We start from the raw sequence: 19,385 nt of genomic DNA on the forward strand, positions 1-19,385 counted from the left end.
TCTCCACGCATCGTCAGGCATTGGCGGCCTTGCTGTTCTTCTACGGCAAGGTGCTGTGCACGGATCTGCCCTGGCTTGGGGTTTGGGGAGCAATGGAACCAAAAACCAACGTAAGCTCTGAATCCCACCGTAAAGGGGCTTTCCGATCTCCAGCTCACCCGCCAGGCATTACTCTCTGATCAGTGCCTCGATGATCGGGCAGATCGTTCCGCCGTCTCCCGCATCACATTGCTGCACCAGTTCGCCTAACAGTTGCTGCATGACGACCAAGTCGGCCATCTTCTGCTCGATCAACGCGAGCTTGCGTGCAGCCCGTGCTCGCGTTTCGGCACAGGCGCACGACTCATCCAGCGTCAGCAGTCCACCGACTTCCGAGAGCGTGAAACCCAGCGCCTGAGCCCGCTTGATGAAACGCAGTCGCTTCACCATGTCCACCGGATAGCGCCGATGGCCACCCAAGGGTTTGGCTGGTTCATCCAGCAGCCCGCGTCGCTGGTAGTAGCGGATCGTCTCGACGTTCACCCCGGCGGCGTCTGCCAGCTTGCCAATGGTCAGCTCTGTGGCCATCACTTTCTCCTTGATTCCGTACTTTGGTACGGAGTTTAGAATAGCACCTAGGCAATCAGGCTCAGGAGATGGGAATGGGGATGCAACTCACCGGGAAAGGCTCGCTGGTCGCGAGTTCGCTGACCGCCATCGGTGCGTCGGTGTGCTGTGTCGGGCCACTGGTGCTGTTGGCACTCGGTGTCGGCGGTACGTGGGTGGGCGCTCTGACCATGATGGAGCCACTACGCCCCCTCTTCATCGGGTTGACTCTACTGTTCCTGGGATTGGCATTCCGCAAGCTCTACCTGGTGCCACAGGTTTGTACGCCAGGTACACCCTGCGCCGATCCGCGCACGCTCGTGCGACAGCGACTCGTGTTCTGGATCGTCAGCGTGCTGCTGCTCGGCCTATTGGCCGTGCCGTGGCTCGCCCCGCTGTTCTACTGAAGGAGATTAACCATGCGCAAACTGCTGATCGCCGTGCTTTTCGCCTTGCCCTTCGTGGCGCTGGCGGCTCCCCCGAAAACCGTCACGCTCGACGTGCAGAACATGACGTGCGGACTCTGTCCGATCACGGTCAAGAAGTCGCTGGAGAAGGTGTCCGGCGTGAGTGACGTCCAGGTCAATTTCGACCAGAAGACGGCGACCGTCACCTACGATCCCGATAAGGCCCAGCCCGAGGCACTGACTGAGGCGACCGCGAACGCGGGATACCCCTCCACAGTGCAGAAGTGAGGTCACGATGAGCGCCATTGTCCTTGAGTCCGTGCTGACTTGCCCGCGCTGCGGCTTCGCCAAGCCGGAAACCATGCCCACGGACGCCTGCCAGTTCTATTACGAGTGCAGCAACTGCAAGGCGCTGCTGCGCCCCAACCCAGGGGATTGCTGCGTTTTCTGTTCGTTCGGCTCGGTGAAGTGCCCGCCGATCCAGCAGCAGCTTGGGTGTTGCTCATAGCGTTTAGGGGGATCACAGGTCGTCGTCTGGATTACGCAGTGGCCGCAGCTCGCCGCGCGCAACTTCTTCCGGTACCGCAAAGGAATACCGCCCGAGCATGTTGATGTGCTCGTAGATCAGCGGCGATAGCCGGGCCAAATCCTCTTCCAGCACTGGATAGCCGTGCTGCTTGAGCCGTTCCACGGCCGCCGTCATGTAGAGGGTGTTCCACAGCACGATGATGTTCACCACCAGGCCCAGAGCACCGAGCTGGTCTTCCTGGCCTTCGCGGTAGCGCTGGCGGAGCTCGCCGCGTTTGCCGTGGAACACGGCGCGGGCCAGGCTGTGCCGGCCTTCGCCTCGGTTCAACTGGGTCAGGGTGGCGCGGCGCTTGGACTCGTCGTCGATATAGGTCAACGTGTGCAGAGTCTTTTCGATCCGCCCGAATTCGGCCAGCGCCTGGGCCAGCCGGGTGGGTCTATCTCCCGTTTGCAGCGTGCGCATGATGCCAGTCGCCGGCACCCGGCCGAGTTTGAGCGAGCCGGCCAGGCGCAGCAGGTCGTCCCAGTGCTCGGCGATCAGGTCGAGTTTGACCGACTGGCGGGCCAGCCCGTTGAGCTTGCCGTAGTCCGCGTCCGGGCGCGTGCGCCAGAAGCGGGTACCGCCGACATCGGCCAGCCGCGGACTGAAGTGGTAGCCAAGTAGGCGGAAGAGCCCGAACACCACATCGCTGTAGGCCCCGGTGTCGGTCATGATTTGCGTCGGCTGCAACTCGGTCTGCTGTTCCAGCACGACCGCCAGCAACACCAGGCTGTCGCGCAGCGTGCCGGGCACGGTGATGGCGTTGAGGCCGGAGAATTGGTCGGAAATCAGGTTGTACCAGGTGACACCCCGGCCGGTGCCGAAATACTTCGGATTGGGGCCGGCATGCACGGTGCGCACCGGTATGACGAAGCGCATGCCATCGGCGGAGGCGACCTCGCCGCCACCCCAGACTTGGGCCAGTTCCAGTTGGCTTTGCGCTCCGACCAGGATGGCGTTAGCCGCTGACAGGGTGTCGTCGCGGATATAATTCTGGCTGACCCAGGACAGCCGGTCACGGCGCAGCGCCGGGTTGTCGGTGCGGATCAAGGGCTCCAGGCCGGTGTTGCAGGCCCCGCCCAACAGCACCGCGCAGAGGCTGGTGACCAGGTTGTCGGCGCGTGCATTGCGTTCGGAGACATGGGTGAAGGCCTCGGAAAAGCCAGTGCGGGCGGCGATTTCCAAGAGGATTTCCGGCAGATCGACACGCGGCATCAGGTCAGACACGGCCGCCCGCAGTTGCAGCAACGAGCAGGGCTCGTCCAGCTTGTCCAGCGCCCCGAGCGACAGTTCGGTCTTGCCCTCGGTGTTCTCGCTCAGTTGAATCGCCGGGTTGTCGGGCAGGCGCGCGGCTACTGCCAGCCAGGTTGCATCCAGCTCGACGGACAAGGCGTCCAGGGTGGTTTTGGCGTCGATGGTCAGGCCCAGTGACCGGCAGATGATCGGTCGCGCCGCCAGCCATTCGGCACCGTCGAGCAGGCCAAGGCGCGGGTCGGCATAGCGCCAACTGGGCGAGACGAAGACATCGCGGCGGCGCAGGGCCGTGCGCAGCGCATCGAGCGTGCAGAACACATAGGCACCCATGTCGAGGGAGCCATCTTCGCGGGTGATGTGCTTCTGCCAAGCCTTGGCCACGATCTCCTGCGGCGCGTCATCCTCTGGCTTCCGGCGCGGCAGGTTCAGTTGCAGCCACTCCAGACTAGCCGCCACGCCCTTGCCGGCCGGGCTGAAGCCGAAGCGGATGTGCTTGAGCAGGTCGGGCAGGAAGCGGCGCACGCTGCGGTAGCGCGCTTCCAATGCAAGAAAATAGACGTCATCTACCGGGCGGATCAGCGCGTTGACCTCTTCCAGGGCCTTTTCCAGGGTGGTCCTCGGCAGGTCGTTGAACAGCCGGGCGCGCACGTTGTCATCGCTGATCGAGCTGTCCAGCACGACCTTGCACGCGGCGGCGAGCGTCGCGGCCGACCGATCCAGGTCTTTCAGGCTGCGCATGCGGGCTTTCTTGTCGGCCTTCTCCGCGTTGCTGAACAGGTCGCGCAGCAAGGCCTCCAGGACTTCCAGTGCGTCGTCGTGCGCAGTCGCCTCCAGGCAGAGTGCGAAGGCCACCAGTGTCGCCATCCGCCGCGACGCCGGCAGCCGATTAATCGCGGTGACCTTGGCCGTGTTGGCGAAGCGGGCCAGGGCGGCGATACGGCTGGGAGGGATGTGCGCCGCCGCCGGCAAGGTGATGCCGATGCCGCGCACGTCATCGAGCCGGCGCAGTGCCCGAATCAACGCGGGGCCACTGACCATGACCGGGCCGGAGCGCAATTGATCCAGCCGGGAGCTGCGGTTGCCTTCGGCCACCGTCAGCAAGTCTTGCAGTTGCAATCGCTGTTCCTCAGTCACGCTGCGGCCCTGCGTAAACCAGAGGCGTTCTTCGACCCGACTGCGCAACTGGGCGATAAAGCGCTCTAGTTGAGACACACCAGGCAGGAGGACTTTCTGTGTGAACAGCCACGAGGTGGCTCGCTCAAACAGCACTCCCGGCCGGTCGGTGCCCGTCCAGCAGAGGGCATACAGCCAGCGGCTCAAGCGAAAGCCGATGCCCGGATCGGTGAAATGACGATAGCCAAAGCGGTTCTGAATATCGGTGGCATGTATCCAGCGGCGATGATCGCTATAGCGCTGGAGGCAGTCGGGGTCTGGAATCGCCAGTTGTCGGCAAAGCACCTGCAGGACTTCCGCCGGCACGGCGGCGGGCTTGTCCGGCAGAACGCCAACGAAGCGGACGGTGGTCAGCAGAACGGCATAACCCAGACGGTTATGGTTACCCCGCAGCACCTGGATGGCTTCACGGTCTTCATCGCTCAGGTGGAAGTAACGTTCCAGCTCTTCACGGCTGGGCGAATCAACATAGCGGCCAAAACCGTCGCGTTGCTCTTGAGTCAGAAAACCGACCGGCATTGATCACAGCACCTCGACGCAGAACACGGCGGGCGTGACGATCCGCGTGCGTTCGATGTGCCCGCGTTGCAGCAGGCCGGCGCGGCGATCACCGGTTATCAGGTAGTCCGCATCGCCCGCCAAGGCCATGGCCAGCAAAAACGAGTCATCCGGATCATCGGCTTCGACCTCGATGGTCAGGCGCTCCAGTACCACAGCCCGTTGCAGGTTATTGATCATGGCGCCCACCTTGGCGGGCTGTAGGATGGCCTGAAGCTTGGGATAGCGGCTGGCTCGACGAATTTCATCGAGTTGCATCCGCGAGGTCACCACCTCGAAACGCGCCGCCCGCCAGGCACGGTAGATCGCATCGGGCGCGCCATGTGGCGAGATCAGGGCGCTGAACAGGATGTTGGTATCCAACACGACCCGCATCAGCGCTTACGTGCCCAGTCGAGCGCTTCGTCAACCGCGTTGGTCAATTCTGCCTCACTCAGATGGGCGTTAGCGGCCTTGGCCTGCTCAGCGCTCAGCTCCAGGATGTGTGCCCGTACCGCTTCTTCGATGAAGCGCGACAGGTCGCCCTTACGGCCGCCGCCCTGGCTGGCCAGAAACATCCGAAGCGACTGGTCGGTGTCGGCCGAGACGGCGACATTCCAGCGAATGGTATTCATAGCGTTCTCCGCTAATAGGTGTTTGTGTGTTTATACGCCAATCACAAAGGGCGATGCAATGGTTCGACAAAACGAAGGTTTTGCCGAACTCTATCGAGGAATGGCTCGGTTCGTTAAGCTCCCCGCGCTACGGTTCAAATAACTGGTACGCTTAATCAAAGTTCAACTATTACTAACGTAGTCGAGTAAACAGTACTTTTGATGAAGATCGGTTATGCGCGAGTGAGCACTCGGGATCAGAAAGCCGACCTACAAGTCGATGCCCTGAAACAGGCCGGGTGCGAACGCATCTACCAAGACATCGCCAGCGGCGCGAAAAGCGCCCGGCCGGAGTTGGACAAACTGCTGGCCAACGTGCGGCCGGGTGATGCCGTGGTGATCTGGAAGCTGGATCGCCTTGGGCGTTCCCTCAAGCACCTGGTCGAGTTGGTCGGCGAGCTGGCAGAGCGCAAGGTCGGCTTACAGAGCCTGAATGACCCCATCGACACCACCCACGCCCAAGGCCGCCTGGTGTTCAACCTGTTCGCCTCGCTGGCGGAGTTCGAGCGCGAGCTGATCCGCGAGCGGACTCAGGCGGGTCTGTCGGCCGCACGGGCGCGTGGCCGGATCGGTGGCCGTCCCAAGGGCCTGCCAGCCAAGGCTGAGGCCACCGCCATGGCGGGGTCGTTTGCGGGAGGGGGCGGAATCCTACGCTAAGGCTTTGGCCAGCGATATTCTCCGGTGAGATTGATGTGTTCCCATCCGAGCGGCGAAACATGGGCCAAGAGATCGGGCGATAGCAGCTTTCCATCGCGTTTCTGGTTTGCAACGACCTCGCCGAGCTTCATGGTGTTCCAGAAGATGATGATGGCGGCGAGCAGATTCATGCCGGCGATGCGGTAATGCTGGCCTTCGGCGGAACGGTCGCGGATTTCACCGCGGCGGTGGAAGCTGATTGCCCGCTTCAGCGCATGATGAGCTTCGCCTTTGTTGAGCCCGATCTGGGCACGCCGTTGGAGTTCGGCATCCAGAATCCAGTCGATCATGAACAGGGTGCGCTCGACGCGACCGACTTCCCGCAGGGCTGTCGCGAGCTCGTTCTGCCGCGGATAGGAGGCGAGTTTCCGCAGAATCTGGCTTGGCGCGACGGTCCCGGCAGCAATGGTGGCGGCGATGCGCAGGATGTCGGGCCAATTGCGCTCGATCATGGCTTGGTTGACCTTTCCGCCGATCAACGCTCGCAGGTGCGCCGGGGCGGCCGACGGATTGAACGCGTAGAGCCGTTTGGATGGCAGGTCGCGGATGCGCGGAGCGAACCGGTAGCCGAGAATGGCACATGCGGCAAAGACGTGATCGGTGAAGCCGCCCGTGTCGGTGAACTGCTCGCGGATATGGCGTCCAGCATCGTTCATCAGCAGGCCATCGAGGATGTAAGGCGCTTCGCTTGCCGTTGCAGGAATCACCTGGGTTGCGAACGGCGCATATTGGTCGGAGACGTGGCTATAGGCTTTCAGGCCCGGGGTATTGCCATATTTCGCGTTGACCAGGTTCATGGCCTCACCTTGCTCTGTAGCGACGAAGAACTGTCCGTCGCTCGAAGCCGACGTGCCCATGCCCCAGAACCGGGCCATGGGTAACGCTGCCTGTGCCTCGACCACCATGGCCAGCGCCCGGTCATAGGCTTCGCCCTCGACATGCCACCGTCCAATGCGGATCAATTCCCAGAAGGTGTGGGTGTTTGTCGCATCCGCCATTTTGCGCAAGCCGAGGTTGATCCCTTCCGCCAAGATAACGTTCATTAGCCCGATCCGGTCAGCGCAGGGTGCTCCTGTGCGCAGATGGGTGAACGCTTCGGTGAAGCCGGTCGCCGCATCCACCTCCAGCAGGAGATCGGTGATGCGCGTGGGCGGGATCTGCTTGTAGAGATCGAGCACCAGATCTTCGGCGCCTGTCGGCGCGGCGGCTTCGAGTTTCTCGATATGCAGAACGCCGTTTTCAATCGACCCGCCCGGGATCGTGCCTGCGCGAGCGGCACGGCCAAGCTCGCGCAACCGCATGTCGAGGCGAGCTTGCCGGTCTGCCAGCCATTCCTCCGGCCGCAATGGCACAGCGAGACGACCGCCTTCCGCGATGGATTGTGCCGGAACGAGTGCGTGTTTCAGATCGCCATAGCGCCGGGACCTAGTAAGCCAGACATCTCCGGAGCGGAACGCATCGCGCAGATGGAACAGCACCGCGATCTCCCATAGGCGAGCGTCGCCAGCCCTCTGGGCCCGAAGGTGGCGATGCCATTTCGAGCTGGGCCGCAAGAAGCTGGTCATCGCGGCATCGTTCAAACCGGTACGAAGGGCCGTCACCGCTTCCAGAAGCGGCAGTGCAACGGGCGCAGCTCGCAGATCGAGCAGGCGCAACATGCGTGGAGCGTATCGGCGGAAGCGGTGATAACCGTCGAGCACATGATTGAGCGGATCGTCGGCCATGGTGGCGGTCAGCCTGGTTGCCATTGCAACAAGGGTTTTTAAGCCGTCCCACCCTGACCCACTCGCGATGACATCGCCCAGCGGCTGGCCATCATCCTGTGCATCGACCAGGGCGCCCCCGATCTCGGCGAAGGATTTCAGGGTGTCACGCACCACCCCCGCTTCGTCTGCGACCTTTGCATGGCAAATACGCTCCGAAGCACGGTAGAGACGGCCGACGATCCGGTCGTGGGTTTCGACCACTGCGTCGGCCAACATCGCCTGCCATTCCGAGACGCAAACAGCCAAGATCGCAAGCCGCCTGTCCTCCGGGAGATCGCGCATGCCGTCGGCATAATACCGTTCACCCTGCCTGCGCAGACGAGTCACCCGATGGGCAGGAACGCCGGCAAGCAGATCCTCGGGGAGATCGATGCGTTGCAGATATTCGAGCCGGTCGAGCAGCCGGTTGGCCGACGAAGAGTTCGAGCCAGGCTCGAACTGGCGCAGCCACACAAAACGGGTCACCCGATCATCAGCCGTCTCCTCGAGCAATGCCAGCAACTGTTCTCGGATCGACATAGGCAGCCGACTGGCGATCCTCGTCTCGATGCGTCGCTCGGCATCGACGAGAGCCGCGGCACAAAGCCGCTCGATCGTGGATGTCGCGGGAAGGACAGTGCGGGTGCGTCGGCACTCGGCTACGAAGCGACGGGCGATATCCTCGTTCGACACCGCCATCTCGGCTTCTCGGAACAACCATTCCTTCAGCTCGCTCGCACCACGTCCGGAGAAGGTGCGGAAGCCGTAGAGCCCCCGTAACTCGGCAAGATGCTCGTGCCGTGTTTCCTCGCGGGCAGCATAGTCTACGAGATCGTCGGCACCCAGGCCAAGCTGCGCTCCGATAAATTCGATGACCTCTGCAGGGATCAGTTCGCCTGGAGCCAGCACCCGACCGGGATAGCGCAGGACACACAATTGCAGGGCGAAGCCGAACCTGTTGTGAGCGCGCCGACGCAGCCTGATATGCCCAAGGTCTTCATCACTCAGCGTATAGTGCTTGAGCAAATCCGTCTGTGAAGTCGGCAAGCGCAACAGCGCGTCTTTCTGCCGATCGGTTAGAGTGACGCGACGCGGCATACATGTTCCTTTTTCAAAATCTGATAGCGTTCAAGACGCTTTGTTTATGAAGCTGGTTGAGATACATTTCCAGAGGTCAATGCAATCGTGGCCGAAGCGCCGCCTCAAACCAACGTTTGTGATACATGCTGATCGGATATGCCCGCGTCTCCAAAGCCGATGGCTCGCAGTCTCTCGACCTGCAGCACGACGCCTTGCGCGCCGCAGGTGTCGAACGGGACAATATCTATGATGATCTTGCTTCCGGCGGTCGTGATGATCGCCCTGGCTTGACTGCCTGCCTCAAGTCATTGCGTGACGGCGATGTGCTGGTGGTCTGGAAGCTCGATCGCCTCGGACGATCGCTTGCCCATCTGGTCAACACGGTGAAGGAGCTGTCAGACCGCAAGATCGGCCTGCGGGTTCTGACTGGAAAGGGCGCTCAGATCGACACCACGACTGCGTCCGGTCGCATGGTGTTCGGAATCTTCGCCACCTTGGCCGAGTTCGAGCGGGATCTGATCCGAGAGCGCACCATGGCGGGTCTCGCCTCCGCGAGAGCGCGCGGTCGCAAGGGCGGACGAAAATTCGCGCTCACCAAAGCTCAGGTGCGTCTCGCGCAAGCCGCCATGGCCCAGCGCGATACTTCAGTTTCCGATCTCTGCAAGGAACTCGGCATCGAGCGCGTCACTCTCTACCGATATGTCGGTCCCAAAGGCGAGCTCAGAGACCATGGAAAGCATGTTCTCGGACTTACGTAGCAACTCGTTTCTTTTCGCAGGTTGAGCCACCTCCGCGCTTCATCAGAAAACTGAAGGAACCTCCATTGAATCGAACTAATATTTTTTTTGGTGAATCGCATTCTGACTGGTTGCCTGTCAGAGGCGGAGAATCTGGTGATTTTGTTTTTCGACGTGGTGACGGGCATGCCTTCGCGAAAATCGCACCTGCTTCCCGCCGCGGTGAGCTCGCTGGAGAGCGTGACCGCCTCATTTGGCTCAAAGGTCGAGGTGTGGCTTGCCCCGAGGTGATCAACTGGCAGGAGGAACAGGAGGGTGCATGCTTGGTGATAACGGCAATTCCGGGAGTACCGGCGGCTGATCTGTCTGGAGCGGATTTGCTCAAAGCGTGGCCGTCAATGGGGCAGCAACTTGGCGCTGTTCACAGCCTATCGGTTGATCAATGTCCGTTTGAGCGCAGGCTGTCGCGAATGTTCGGACGCGCCGTTGATGTGGTGTCCCGCAATGCCGTCAATCCCGACTTCTTACCGGACGAGGACAAGAGTACGCCGCAGCTCGATCTTTTGGCTCGTGTCGAACGAGAGCTACCGGTGCGGCTCGACCAAGAGCGCACCGATATGGTTGTTTGCCATGGTGATCCCTGCATGCCGAACTTCATGGTGGACCCTAAAACTCTTCAATGCACGGGTCTGATCGACCTTGGGCGGCTCGGAACAGCAGATCGCTATGCCGATTTGGCACTCATGATTGCTAACGCCGAAGAGAACTGGGCAGCGCCAGATGAAGCAGAGCGCGCCTTCGCTGTCCTATTCAATGTATTGGGGATCGAAGCCCCCGACCGCGAACGCCTTGCCTTCTATCTGCGATTGGACCCTCTGACTTGGGGTTGATGTTCATGCCGCCTGTTTTTCCTGCTCATTGGCACGTTTCGCAACCTGTTCTCATTGCGGACACCTTTTCCAGCCTCGTTTGGAAAGTTTCATTGCCAGACGGGACTCCTGCAATCGTCAAGGGATTGAAACCTATAGAAGACATTGCTGATGAACTGCGCGGGGCCGACTATCTGGTATGGCGCAATGGGAGGGGAGCAGTCCGGTTGCTCGGTCGTGAGAACAATCTGATGTTGCTCGAATATGCCGGGGAGCGAATGCTCTCTCACATCGTTGCCGAGCACGGCGACTACCAGGCGACCGAAATTGCAGCGGAACTAATGGCGAAGCTGTATGCCGCATCTGAGGAACCCCTGCCTTCTGCCCTTCTCCCGATCCGGGATCGCTTTGCAGCTTTGTTTCAGCGGGCGCGCGATGATCAAAACGCAGGTTGTCAAACTGACTACGTCCACGCGGCGATTATAGCCGATCAAATGATGAGCAATGCCTCGGAACTGCGTGGGCTACATGGCGATCTGCATCATGAAAACATCATGTTCTCCAGTCGCGGCTGGCTGGTGATAGATCCCGTCGGTCTGGTCGGTGAAGTGGGCTTTGGCGCCGCCAATATGTTCTACGATCCGGCTGACAGAGACGACCTTTGTCTCGATCCTAGACGCATTGCACAGATGGCGGACGCATTCTCTCGTGCGCTGGACGTCGATCCGCGTCGCCTGCTCGACCAGGCGTACGCTTATGGGTGCCTTTCCGCAGCTTGGAACGCGGATGGAGAAGAGGAGCAACGCGATCTAGCTATCGCGGCCGCGATCAAGCAGGTGCGACAGACGTCATACTAGATATCAAGCGACTTCTCCTATCCCCTGGGAACACATCAATCTTACCGGAGAATATCGTTGGCCAAAGCCTTAGCGTAGGATTTCGCCCTCTCCCGCAAACGACCCCATGGCGGCCGAAACCCTCTACCGCGAAGGTCGCCTGAGCGTCAGCGCGATCGGCGAGAAGCTGCACATCTCCAAGAGCACGCTGTACAGCTACCTGCGCCACCGTGGTGTCGAGATCGGCGCGTACCAGAAGAGCGCCAGGTCACGCGACCAGCAGCCTTCGGCCGCGTCGCCGGCAGAGCCGCCCGCCGCCGAGCGGGTGGCCACCGTCACCCTGCGCCTCGCGGTGGTGAATAACAGCAAGTTCGTGCGCGGCCGGAAGCGGGCCACGGAGAACATTGAGCGCTACTGCCTGGAGCCCTATGGCATGAAGCGGCTGGATGCCGGCCACTATGAGTTGACCATTCCGTATCGGAGCGACGATGAGCTGGACAAGAGCGTGCATGACCTGCTGACCGAGATCAGCCAGGAGGCCGACATGCGCAACTGTTTTGTCGAGATGGGCGCCTGGGAAGAAGACACCGAAAAGCGTTGGTAGGGCTTACGTTGGTTTTTGGTTCCATTGCTCCCCAAACCCCGTATAGTGTTTTGCAGTTTAGAGGAGATATCGCGATGCATACGCGGAAGGCAATAACGGAGGCGCTTCAAAAACTCGGAGTCCAAACCGGTGACCTCTTGATGGTGCATGCCTCACTTAAAGCGATTGGTCCGGTCGAAGGAGGAGCGGAGACGGTCGTTGCCGCGTTACGCTCCGCGGTTGGGCCGACTGGCACTGTGATGGGATACGCGTCGTGGGACCGATCACCCTACGAGGAGACTCTGAATGGCGCTCGGCTGGATGACGAAGCCCGCCGTACCTGGCTGCCGTTCGATCCCGCAACAGCCGGGACTTACCGTGGGTTCGGCCTGCTGAATCAATTTCTGGTTCAAGCCCCCGGCGCGCGGCGCAGCGCGCACCCCGATGCATCGATGGTCGCGGTTGGTCCGCTGGCTGAAACGCTGACGGAGCCTCACGAACTCGGTCACGCCTTGGGGGAAGGATCGCCCGTCGAGCGGTTCGTTCGCCTTGGCGGGAAGGCCCTGCTGTTGGGTGCGCCGCTAAACTCCGTTACCGCATTGCACTACGCCGAGGCGGTTGCCGATATCCCCAACAAACGGTGGGTGACGTATGAGATGCCGATGCTTGGAAGAGACGGTGAAGTCGCCTGGAAAACGGCATCGGATTACGATTCAAACGGCATTCTCGATTGCTTTGCTATCGAAGGAAAGCCGGATGCGGTTGAAACTATAGCAAATGCTTACGTGAAGCTCGGTCGCCATCGAGAAGGTGTCGTGGGCTTTGCTCAGTGCTACCTGTTCGACGCGCAGGACATCGTGACGTTCGGCGTCACCTATCTTGAGAAGCATTTCGGAACCACTCCGATCGTGCCTCCGCACGAGGCCGTCGAGCGCTCTTGCGAGCCTTCAGGTTAGAGGCCGTCGACAATGATAATCTGGATCAACGGACCTTTCGGCGCCGGAAAGACGACGCTCGCTAAGCGGCTGCGCGATCGGCGTTCCAAATCGCTGATCTTTGACCCCGAGGAAATCGGGTTCGTGGTGAAAGAAACGGTCCCCATGCCAGCGAGCGGAGACTATCAGGATCTCCCCTTGTGGAGGGGACTTACGATCGCGGCGGTCAGGGAGATTCGAAGGAATTACTCGCAGGACATCATCATCCCAATGACGCTCGTGCACCCGGACTATCTGACTGAGATACTCGACGGGGTAAGGCGGATCGACGATCAGCTGCTGCACATCTTTCTGACGCTCAACGAGGACCTATTGCGTCACCGGATCGCGAACCAGACCATGCATCCTGACCCGAATCGAAATGCGGAGATTCGAGAGTGGCGATTAGCGAATGTCGCCCGATGCTTGGCCGCAAGGGAACGGCTTCCATGCACAACCCGTGTTCTCGATAGTGGTGCACACACCAGCGATGAACTCGCAGCGATGGTGCTCGACGGAATCGATGGGCGCACCTGATCGCCTTCGACGCCTGCGCAAAGCGTAGCGCGAGGGTGGCGGGCTCACGACCAAACGCCCAGAGGTCGATCATCGCAGGGATGTTTGGCTTTGTGGTGCGGACGACGGGACTCGAACCCGTACTCTCACAGAGAAGCAGATTTTCGTACCACCTCGACTTTCGCCGCCGTCTGATGACGTTCGTGGTCTGGACTGTCCCTTCGCCATTGCCCGAAGGCTTTAGGCGCCGCCCGTCCAGTCTCTACACCTTCCCCCGAAGGGGCTTGGCTCGGGATTGGCTTAGGGTATTGCCCGTTAGCGTTCCCCGACTTTGAGCGGTTCTACTCCGCGGATTTCCCCGCGGGCACTCCAATTTTAAAGTCTGCTGCGTCTACCGATTTCGCCACGTCCGCCTTTTTTCGCCGTTCCTAGCGCTCGTGCGATGCACCTATGTTGCACCTAGCGCCGAATCGTTCTTCGTCATCCTGAAAAACCACGTCTCCTAAAGCCTTGCATAGCTTATCTTTTCTCCACCACGAACTTTTTTGTGGGATGGTAGAAAAAAAGACTTTTTAAGTCCGCTGGCTTGCCAGGCCTTGTTAGCTTGTACGGTCATGGTTATCGGGTAAAGAATATTGACGGCATCGCTGGTGTCGGTGGCTGAAAAGCCGGCTCCCATCAGGGCAATAGCCATTTCAGATGCAGGCGTACAGGGCAATGGTCAACAGCTACAGCCTGTCTGACGATTCCGGCGTCATGGCTGCGGCGGCTATCACGCATTTTTTGTTCGGTCAGGCGGTGTTTTCGTACCTCAATGGTTGGAGCGTGTTGATCGGACCTGGTACAGGTTTGGACAGCACGGGCTGCAAATACGCAAGGGATTTAATGGGCCTGGTGGCGTTCACGGCTTTTATCGTGACGTTTCTGTTCAGGGGCTACTCATAATCTCGTGGCTCGGCGGTTCCCGGCACACCATGACAGTAAGGAAGGACCCTGTGTCTCAACTCTCCCAGCTTCGAAGCCCCGCCGCCGTGCAGGCTGCCATCGATGAGTTCGTGCAACTGGGCCGCACGAAATTCCTGGCGCGCCACGGCTACGGCAAGTCCCGCGACTTCCTGGTACGTGATCCGAAGACCGGCACCGATTGCGATTCCAAGGCCATCGCCGGTGTGGCCTTCGGCAAGCAATTTCCCGAGCAGGGCCCGCTCACTGCTGACAGCTTCTCCGGTGGCGAGGCGACCGTCGTTCCGGCGCTGACGCGGCTCGGGTTTCGCATCATTCGCATCGGCGAAGACTGGTCCGAAGAAGAGGTCCTGGCCACGGTCGAAGACTATTTCGACATGCTGCGTGCCGAGGCGGCTGGGGAGCCGTACAACAAGTCCGAGCACAACCAGGCACTGCGCCAACTGCTGAACGGTCGCAGCAAGTCTTCAGTCGAGCTCAAGCACCAGAACATTAGCGCCGTACTCGATGCCCTGGGCCTGCCCTATATCAACGGCTACAAGCCACGCGGCAACAGCCAACTGCTGCTGCGTAAATCCGTACACGCCTACGTTCTGGAACATCAGCAGACGGTCGGCGCTCTTGTCGATGCCCTGGAGGAGGTAAAACTTCCGGGTGACAAAACCTACCGAGCGGCTTTGGTAGAACCACCCGCCCGTGAAGTGCTTGTGCGTACCCCGGCATCTCTACGGCAACGCCTACCGCGAAAGTTCGATTATGCCGCTCGCGATGAAGCCAACCGCAAGCTGGGCCGGGCAGGGGAGCAGTGGGTGATTGGCTACGAACAGCAACGCCTGACCGAGCTCGGCCACCCAGAGCTTTTTCAGCGGCTGGATTGGGTGTCCGACACCCAGGGAGACGGTGCGGGGTTCGACATCCTGTCGTTCGAAGAGGACGCCCATGAGCGCTTCATCGAGGTGAAAACCACCAATGGCGGGGTAGGCTCGTCTTTCTTGGTCAGCCACAACGAACTCGAATTCTCCAAGGAGGCGGGCGATCAATTCCATCTGTATCGCGTGTTCCAGTTTCGGGACGGTCCGCGCCTGTTCACGCTACCCGGCGACCTCAGCCAACATGTGCATCTCAAGCCGACGGACTACCGGGCGAGTTTCCGGAGTTTGGTGGGGTAAAGGCAGGGTTCTGTTGAGCCGAATGGCTGTGTGCGGCCGATTCTGTTGAAAAAGTAGCGGCCTCCCCATGCCGTTGGCAAAATTGCTTTGTCAGCGAGCGTGGGGGCGAACAGCATGATGGGACAGTTACCGGGAGGACAGCAGCGCCTGTTCTACTCGTTCAATCTGGAAGATCACGTCCCGGCCCAACATCTCCTGCGCAGCATCGACCAGTGCTTGGATCTCAGTGATCTACGTGCCTACCTGGCAGATTTCTATAGCCCCATCGGGCGTCCCTCGATTGACCCGGAGTTGATGGTGCGCATGCTGGTCGTCGGCTACTTGCTATGGCATTCGTTCCGAGCGGCGATTGTGCGAAGAGGTGCACCTGAACCTGGCCTATCGCTGGTTCTGCCGGTTGGGTCTGGAAGACGAAGTCCCCAATCACTCGACCTTCTCGAAGAATCGCCATGGGCGTTTTCGTGACAGCGATCTATTCCGCTGGTTATTCAATGAGGTGCTGCGGCGCTGCATGGCAGCCGGCCTAGTCAAGGGTGAAGGTTTCGCCGTCGACGCCAGCATCATTAAGGCGGATGCCAGCCGGCAACGTGGGGTGGCGGGAGATGAGGTCGATTGGAACGATCCAAAGCTCAGCAGCCGCGCAGTGCGCGAGTACCTCGAAGCCCTTGATGAAGAGGCGCTGGCTGAGGCTCTTCCCAAGAAAATTTCGCTCACTGATCCTCAGTCCCGTTGGACAGCAGCGCCAGGTGGCCCGGCCTTTTTTGCCTACTCCACGAATTACCTGATCGACACTGAGCACGGTGTGATCATGGACGTGGAAGCTACCCCGGCGCACCGTACCGCCGAAGTCGATTCGACTAGGACGATGGTCGAGCGTGTCGAGGCGCAGTTCGATCTCACACCGGAACGCCTTATCGGCGATACCGCTTATGGCACCGCCCCGATGCTGGCCTGGATGGTCGAAGAAAAGGACATCGAACCGCATGTGCCGGTGTGGGACAAGACCGAGCGCAAGGACGACAGCCTCTCCAGTAACGACTTTCACTGGAGTCAGGACGCCAATGAATATCGCTGCCCAGCCGGCAAACCGCTACGCAGTGAATGGCGCGCCTTCACCCAGCAAAGGTCGCGGGTAACTAAGGCCAAAACCGTCATTTACCGCTCCAGCCAAACCGACTGCGCCACCTGCCCGTTGAAAGCGAAATGCTGCCCCAACACGCCGAATCGGAAGATCGTCCGCAGCATCCATGAGGCTGCCCGCGACGTGGCTCGACGCATCGCCAAGACACCGGAGTACCTCGTCTCTCGCTGCGAACGAAAGAAGGTGGAGATGCTTTTCGCCCACCTCAAACGGATCATGAAACTCGACCGTTTACGACTGCGTGGCCTAACGGGTGCCACTGACGAATTCACCTTGGCTGCGATGGTGCAGAACCTGCGCCGCATGGCCAAGCTTTTGCCTCAAGGGCCACCGCTGACGGGATAGGTATGCCTGCTACGAGCAGAAACCCTCAAATTAACCCTTAAACCTGAGCAAGGACGCTCAGTGAAACGCCGGAAGGCAACTTGAAGTGGCTTGCAGCCACTTCGACAGCAGGCACACCTGATCGGCAGGCTGCCGCTAAAGCTACTTTTTCAACAGAATCGGCCGATTTGTGCCGGTCGTCAAGGACCGCTTCGGATCACTCTCAACCGGATCGCGGGCCAGCTGATTTGCTAAAACCCGCGCCAAACTCAACGAAGGATTTCGCATGATCCGTTTTTTTTGGCGATCACGCTCGGCCTGATGGTTGGCTGCTCGTCGAGTTCAAGTTCGATCTGATCAGTGAGCGGTAGCGCAAGTGGATCGCCTCAGCCAAGCAGCGTTGTTGCCGGCGGCCGGAAGAAAGCCTTGAACTAGTAGCGGAAAGGATGAAACTTTATTTTTACGATTCTCAGCATTTTCCAAGGTTGAGCGAAAATTAGGATGATACTTTAATGATTCCGGCCTCCATCCCCACAAAACGCTTGCAGATGGCAGAATTGAAATAAGTCATTGTTTTAAATGGATTTTTGCAGGAATTGCTACGTTGCAGGGTCCTGTAGTTAGGATGACACTTTATTTTCCTCCCACAACTTCGCCCAGCGTCGCCGCACTGTCCGCCGAGTCGGGCAGCAGATAGACCCCGTCGCGCAGCGTTGCGCAGCCCTGCGCTTTGACAGAACGCCAGACGCGCATGCGGCCGGTCGATGCCTTGGTGGGCAGGCTGACGAATAGGGCAAGAAAGCTCAAGCACGGGCTCCTTCGTCAAAAAGATGATTAATGTTACAAATACTACAATAAGTTATATCTAATACACAACTCATGTCGGAGCGTCAATTTAAGGCATACCCTAACTGGATGTCAGGAATGGCCACGCTGCGTGTCATTTTCAGAAGACGACTGCACCAGTTGATTGGGCGTAATGGCTGTTGTGCAGCCAGCTCCTGACAGTTCAATATCAGAAGTGATCTGCACCAATCTCGACTATGCTCAATACTCGTGTGCACCAAAGCGAGGTGAGCATGGCGACGGACACCCCACGGATTCCAGAACAAGGCGTGGCCACTCTGCCTGATGAGGCTTGGGAGCGTGCGCGCCGTCGTGCGGAGATCATCAGTCCGTTGGCGCAGTCGGAGACGGTCGGGCACGAAGCGGCCGATATGGCGGCTCAGGCGCTGGGCTTGTCTCGGCGCCAGGTATACGTTCTGATCCGGCGTGCCCGGCAAGGCAGCGGCCTCGTGACGGATCTGGTGCCCGGCCAGTCCGGTGGAGGTAAAGGTAAGGGGCGCTTGCCGGAACCGGTCGAGCGCGTCATCCACGAGCTACTGCAAAAGCGGTTCCTGACCAAGCAGAAGCGCAGCCTAGCGGCCTTTCACCGCGAAGTCACTCAGGTGTGCAAGGCTCAAAAACTGCGAGTGCCGGCGCGCAATACCGTGGCCTTACGGATCGCTAGCCTTGACCCGCGCAAGGTCATCCGCCGGCGGGAAGGCCAGGATGCCGCTCGTGACCTACAAGGTGTGGGCGGCGAGCCTCCTGCCGTGACCGCGCCGCTGGAGCAGGTGCAGATAGACCATACGGTCATCGACCTGATCGTGGTCGATGACCGCGACCGGCAACCTATTGGCCGCCCGTACCTGACCCTCGCCATCGACGTGTTCACCCGCTGCGTGCTCGGCATGGTCGTCACGCTGGAAGCGCCGTCTGCCGTTTCGGTTGGCCTGTGCCTCGTGCATGTCGCCTGCGACAAGCGCCCTTGGCTGGAAGGACTGAACGTGGAAATGGATTGGCAGATGAGCGGCAAGCCCTTGCTGCTCTACCTAGACAACGCGGCCGAGTTCAAGAGCGAGGCCCTGCGCCGGGGTTGCGAGCAGCATGGCATCCGGCTGGACTATCGCCCGCTGGGACAGCCGCACTATGGCGGCATCGTGGAACGGATCATCGGCACGGCGATGCAGATGATTCACGACGAACTGCCGGGAACGACCTTCTCCAACCCTGACCAGCGCGGCGACTACGATTCCGAAAACAAGGCCGCCCTGACGCTGCGCGAGCTAGAGCGCTGGCTCACATTGGCGGTCGGCACCTACCACGGTTCGGTGCACAACGGCCTGCTCCAACCGCCGGCCGCGCGCTGGGCCGAGGCCGTGGCGCGTGTCGGCGTACCGGCCGTCGTCACACGCGCTACTTCGTTCCTGGTCGATTTTCTGCCGATCCTCCGGCGCACGCTGACCCGCACCGGCTTTGTCATCGACCACATCCACTACTACGCCGATGGGCACTGTTGCAAATAGTCGGTGGTGATAAACTTATCATCCCCTTTTGCTGATGGAGCTGCACATGAACCCATTCAAAGGCCGGCATTTTCAGCGTGACATCATTCTGTGGGCCGTACGCTGGTACTGCAAATACGGCATCAGTTACCGTGAGCTGCAGGAGATGCTGGCTGAACGCGGAGTGAATGTCGATCACTCCACGATTTACCGCTGGGTTCAGCGTT

20 protein-coding genes and 2 pseudogenes are annotated in these 19,385 nt (G+C 60.1%); 15 read left to right on the plus strand and 7 right to left on the minus strand.

Annotated features, from left to right (window positions below; translation table 11 throughout):
• Positions 1-168: 168 nt before the first annotated feature.
• The gene (gene merR, locus OKB81_RS12835; protein ID WP_003089120.1) at positions 169-567 is read right to left on the minus strand and encodes an Hg(II)-responsive transcriptional regulator; all 399 of its coding nucleotides are present in this window, start codon (positions 565-567) and stop codon (positions 169-171) included.
• A gap of 74 nt (positions 568-641) precedes the next feature.
• Between merR and OKB81_RS12840 the strand changes: the two genes are divergently transcribed.
• Genes OKB81_RS12840 through OKB81_RS12850 form a run of 3 tightly spaced genes read left to right on the plus strand, consistent with a single transcriptional unit; the run spans position 642 to position 1,500 of the window.
• Complete coding sequence (locus OKB81_RS12840) at positions 642-992, plus strand: mercuric transporter MerT family protein (RefSeq protein ID WP_003089115.1); 351 nt, start codon at positions 642-644, stop codon at positions 990-992.
• A 12-nt stretch (positions 993-1,004) separates the two neighbouring features.
• Positions 1,005-1,280, plus strand: coding sequence for a mercury resistance system periplasmic binding protein MerP (merP, locus tag OKB81_RS12845; RefSeq protein WP_003150552.1), 276 nt, complete (start codon positions 1,005-1,007; stop codon positions 1,278-1,280).
• 7 nt (positions 1,281-1,287) lie between these two features.
• Complete coding sequence (locus OKB81_RS12850; protein WP_003089113.1) at positions 1,288-1,500, plus strand: GDCCVxC domain-containing (seleno)protein; 213 nt, start codon at positions 1,288-1,290, stop codon at positions 1,498-1,500.
• A 12-nt stretch (positions 1,501-1,512) separates the two neighbouring features.
• On the opposite strand, the gene OKB81_RS12855 is transcribed toward OKB81_RS12850, so the two are convergent.
• The 3 genes from OKB81_RS12855 to OKB81_RS12865 are packed head-to-tail and all read right to left on the minus strand — an operon-like array spanning position 1,513 to position 5,159.
• Complete coding sequence (locus OKB81_RS12855) at positions 1,513-4,506, minus strand: Tn3 family transposase (protein WP_270805264.1); 2,994 nt, start codon at positions 4,504-4,506, stop codon at positions 1,513-1,515.
• Positions 4,507-4,509: 3 nt separating this feature from the next.
• Entirely contained in the window at positions 4,510-4,920 is a 411-nt protein-coding gene (locus OKB81_RS12860; protein WP_003463562.1) for a putative toxin-antitoxin system toxin component, PIN family, read from the minus strand.
• A complete protein-coding gene (locus OKB81_RS12865) occupies positions 4,920-5,159 on the minus strand; it encodes a ribbon-helix-helix domain-containing protein (RefSeq protein ID WP_003089107.1) in 240 nt (79 codons plus the stop codon). Before OKB81_RS12865 ends, OKB81_RS12860 begins: the two co-directional genes overlap by 1 nt.
• A 201-nt stretch (positions 5,160-5,360) precedes the next feature.
• Between OKB81_RS12865 and OKB81_RS12870 the strand changes: the two genes are divergently transcribed.
• Entirely contained in the window at positions 5,361-5,855 is a 495-nt protein-coding gene (locus OKB81_RS12870) for a recombinase family protein (protein ID WP_270670101.1), read from the plus strand.
• On the opposite strand, the gene OKB81_RS12875 is transcribed toward OKB81_RS12870, so the two are convergent.
• Positions 5,852-8,737, minus strand: a complete 2,886-nt coding sequence (locus OKB81_RS12875) for a Tn3 family transposase (protein WP_001138082.1) — start codon at positions 8,735-8,737, stop codon at positions 5,852-5,854. The genes OKB81_RS12870 and OKB81_RS12875 overlap by 4 nt on opposite strands.
• 125 nt (positions 8,738-8,862) lie before the next feature.
• Here OKB81_RS12875 and OKB81_RS12880 point away from each other — a divergent pair, with 125 nt between their 5' ends.
• From OKB81_RS12880 to OKB81_RS12905, 6 genes are all read left to right on the plus strand, one after another.
• A complete protein-coding gene (locus OKB81_RS12880) occupies positions 8,863-9,477 on the plus strand; it encodes a recombinase family protein (RefSeq protein WP_000904906.1) in 615 nt (204 codons plus the stop codon).
• A 65-nt stretch (positions 9,478-9,542) separates the two neighbouring features.
• Entirely contained in the window at positions 9,543-10,346 is an 804-nt protein-coding gene (gene aph(3'')-Ib / locus OKB81_RS12885; RefSeq protein ID WP_001082319.1) for an aminoglycoside O-phosphotransferase APH(3'')-Ib, read from the plus strand.
• Positions 10,346-11,182, plus strand: coding sequence for an aminoglycoside O-phosphotransferase APH(6)-Id (locus tag OKB81_RS12890; RefSeq protein WP_000480968.1), 837 nt, complete (start codon positions 10,346-10,348; stop codon positions 11,180-11,182). The genes aph(3'')-Ib and OKB81_RS12890 overlap by 1 nt, the downstream gene beginning before the upstream one ends.
• 106 nt (positions 11,183-11,288) lie before the next feature.
• Positions 11,289-11,765 (plus strand): TnpR, encoded by a 477-nt coding sequence (locus OKB81_RS12895; protein ID WP_028697649.1) that lies wholly within the window; start codon positions 11,289-11,291, stop codon positions 11,763-11,765.
• Between the two features lie 74 nt (positions 11,766-11,839).
• The gene (gene aac(3)-IId, locus OKB81_RS12900; RefSeq protein ID WP_000557454.1) at positions 11,840-12,700 is read left to right on the plus strand and encodes an aminoglycoside N-acetyltransferase AAC(3)-IId; all 861 of its coding nucleotides are present in this window, start codon (positions 11,840-11,842) and stop codon (positions 12,698-12,700) included.
• 12 nt (positions 12,701-12,712) lie between these two features.
• The gene (locus OKB81_RS12905; protein ID WP_000587837.1) at positions 12,713-13,255 is read left to right on the plus strand and encodes an AAA family ATPase; all 543 of its coding nucleotides are present in this window, start codon (positions 12,713-12,715) and stop codon (positions 13,253-13,255) included.
• A 481-nt stretch (positions 13,256-13,736) separates the two neighbouring features.
• On the opposite strand, the gene OKB81_RS12910 is transcribed toward OKB81_RS12905, so the two are convergent.
• Positions 13,737-13,928, minus strand: a complete 192-nt coding sequence (locus OKB81_RS12910; protein WP_000951934.1) for a hypothetical protein — start codon at positions 13,926-13,928, stop codon at positions 13,737-13,739.
• Positions 13,929-13,951: 23 nt separating this feature from the next.
• Here OKB81_RS12910 and OKB81_RS12915 point away from each other — a divergent pair, with 23 nt between their 5' ends.
• The 3 genes and pseudogenes from OKB81_RS12915 (at position 13,952) to OKB81_RS12925 (ending at position 16,852) form a co-directional block, all read left to right on the plus strand.
• The gene (locus tag OKB81_RS12915; protein ID WP_000248278.1) at positions 13,952-14,179 is read left to right on the plus strand and encodes a hypothetical protein; all 228 of its coding nucleotides are present in this window, start codon (positions 13,952-13,954) and stop codon (positions 14,177-14,179) included.
• Positions 14,180-14,229: 50 nt separating this feature from the next.
• On the plus strand, positions 14,230-15,366 hold the full coding sequence (locus tag OKB81_RS12920; RefSeq protein ID WP_000080860.1) for a DUF3883 domain-containing protein: 1,137 nt from the start codon (positions 14,230-14,232) through the stop codon (positions 15,364-15,366).
• Positions 15,367-15,480: 114 nt separating this feature from the next.
• A pseudogene (locus tag OKB81_RS12925) lies at positions 15,481-16,852 on the plus strand (IS1182-like element ISCfr1 family transposase).
• 612 nt (positions 16,853-17,464) lie between these two features.
• Here the strand turns inward: OKB81_RS12925 and OKB81_RS12930 are convergent.
• The gene (locus OKB81_RS12930; protein WP_197086636.1) at positions 17,465-17,638 is read right to left on the minus strand and encodes a hypothetical protein; all 174 of its coding nucleotides are present in this window, start codon (positions 17,636-17,638) and stop codon (positions 17,465-17,467) included.
• Positions 17,639-17,910: 272 nt separating this feature from the next.
• On the opposite strand from OKB81_RS12930, the gene OKB81_RS12940 reads away from it, so the two are divergent.
• Together OKB81_RS12940 and OKB81_RS12945 are read left to right on the plus strand one after the other, a co-directional pair.
• A complete protein-coding gene (locus OKB81_RS12940) occupies positions 17,911-19,179 on the plus strand; it encodes a DNA-binding domain-containing protein (RefSeq protein WP_000179845.1) in 1,269 nt (422 codons plus the stop codon).
• A 46-nt stretch (positions 19,180-19,225) separates the two neighbouring features.
• A pseudogene (locus tag OKB81_RS12945) lies at positions 19,226-19,385 on the plus strand (IS6 family transposase); the annotation flags it as partial.

The sequence above is a fragment of the Aeromonas sp. QDB56 genome (genome assembly GCF_027705505.1).
GTDB lineage: Bacteria > Pseudomonadota > Gammaproteobacteria > Enterobacterales > Aeromonadaceae > Aeromonas > Aeromonas caviae.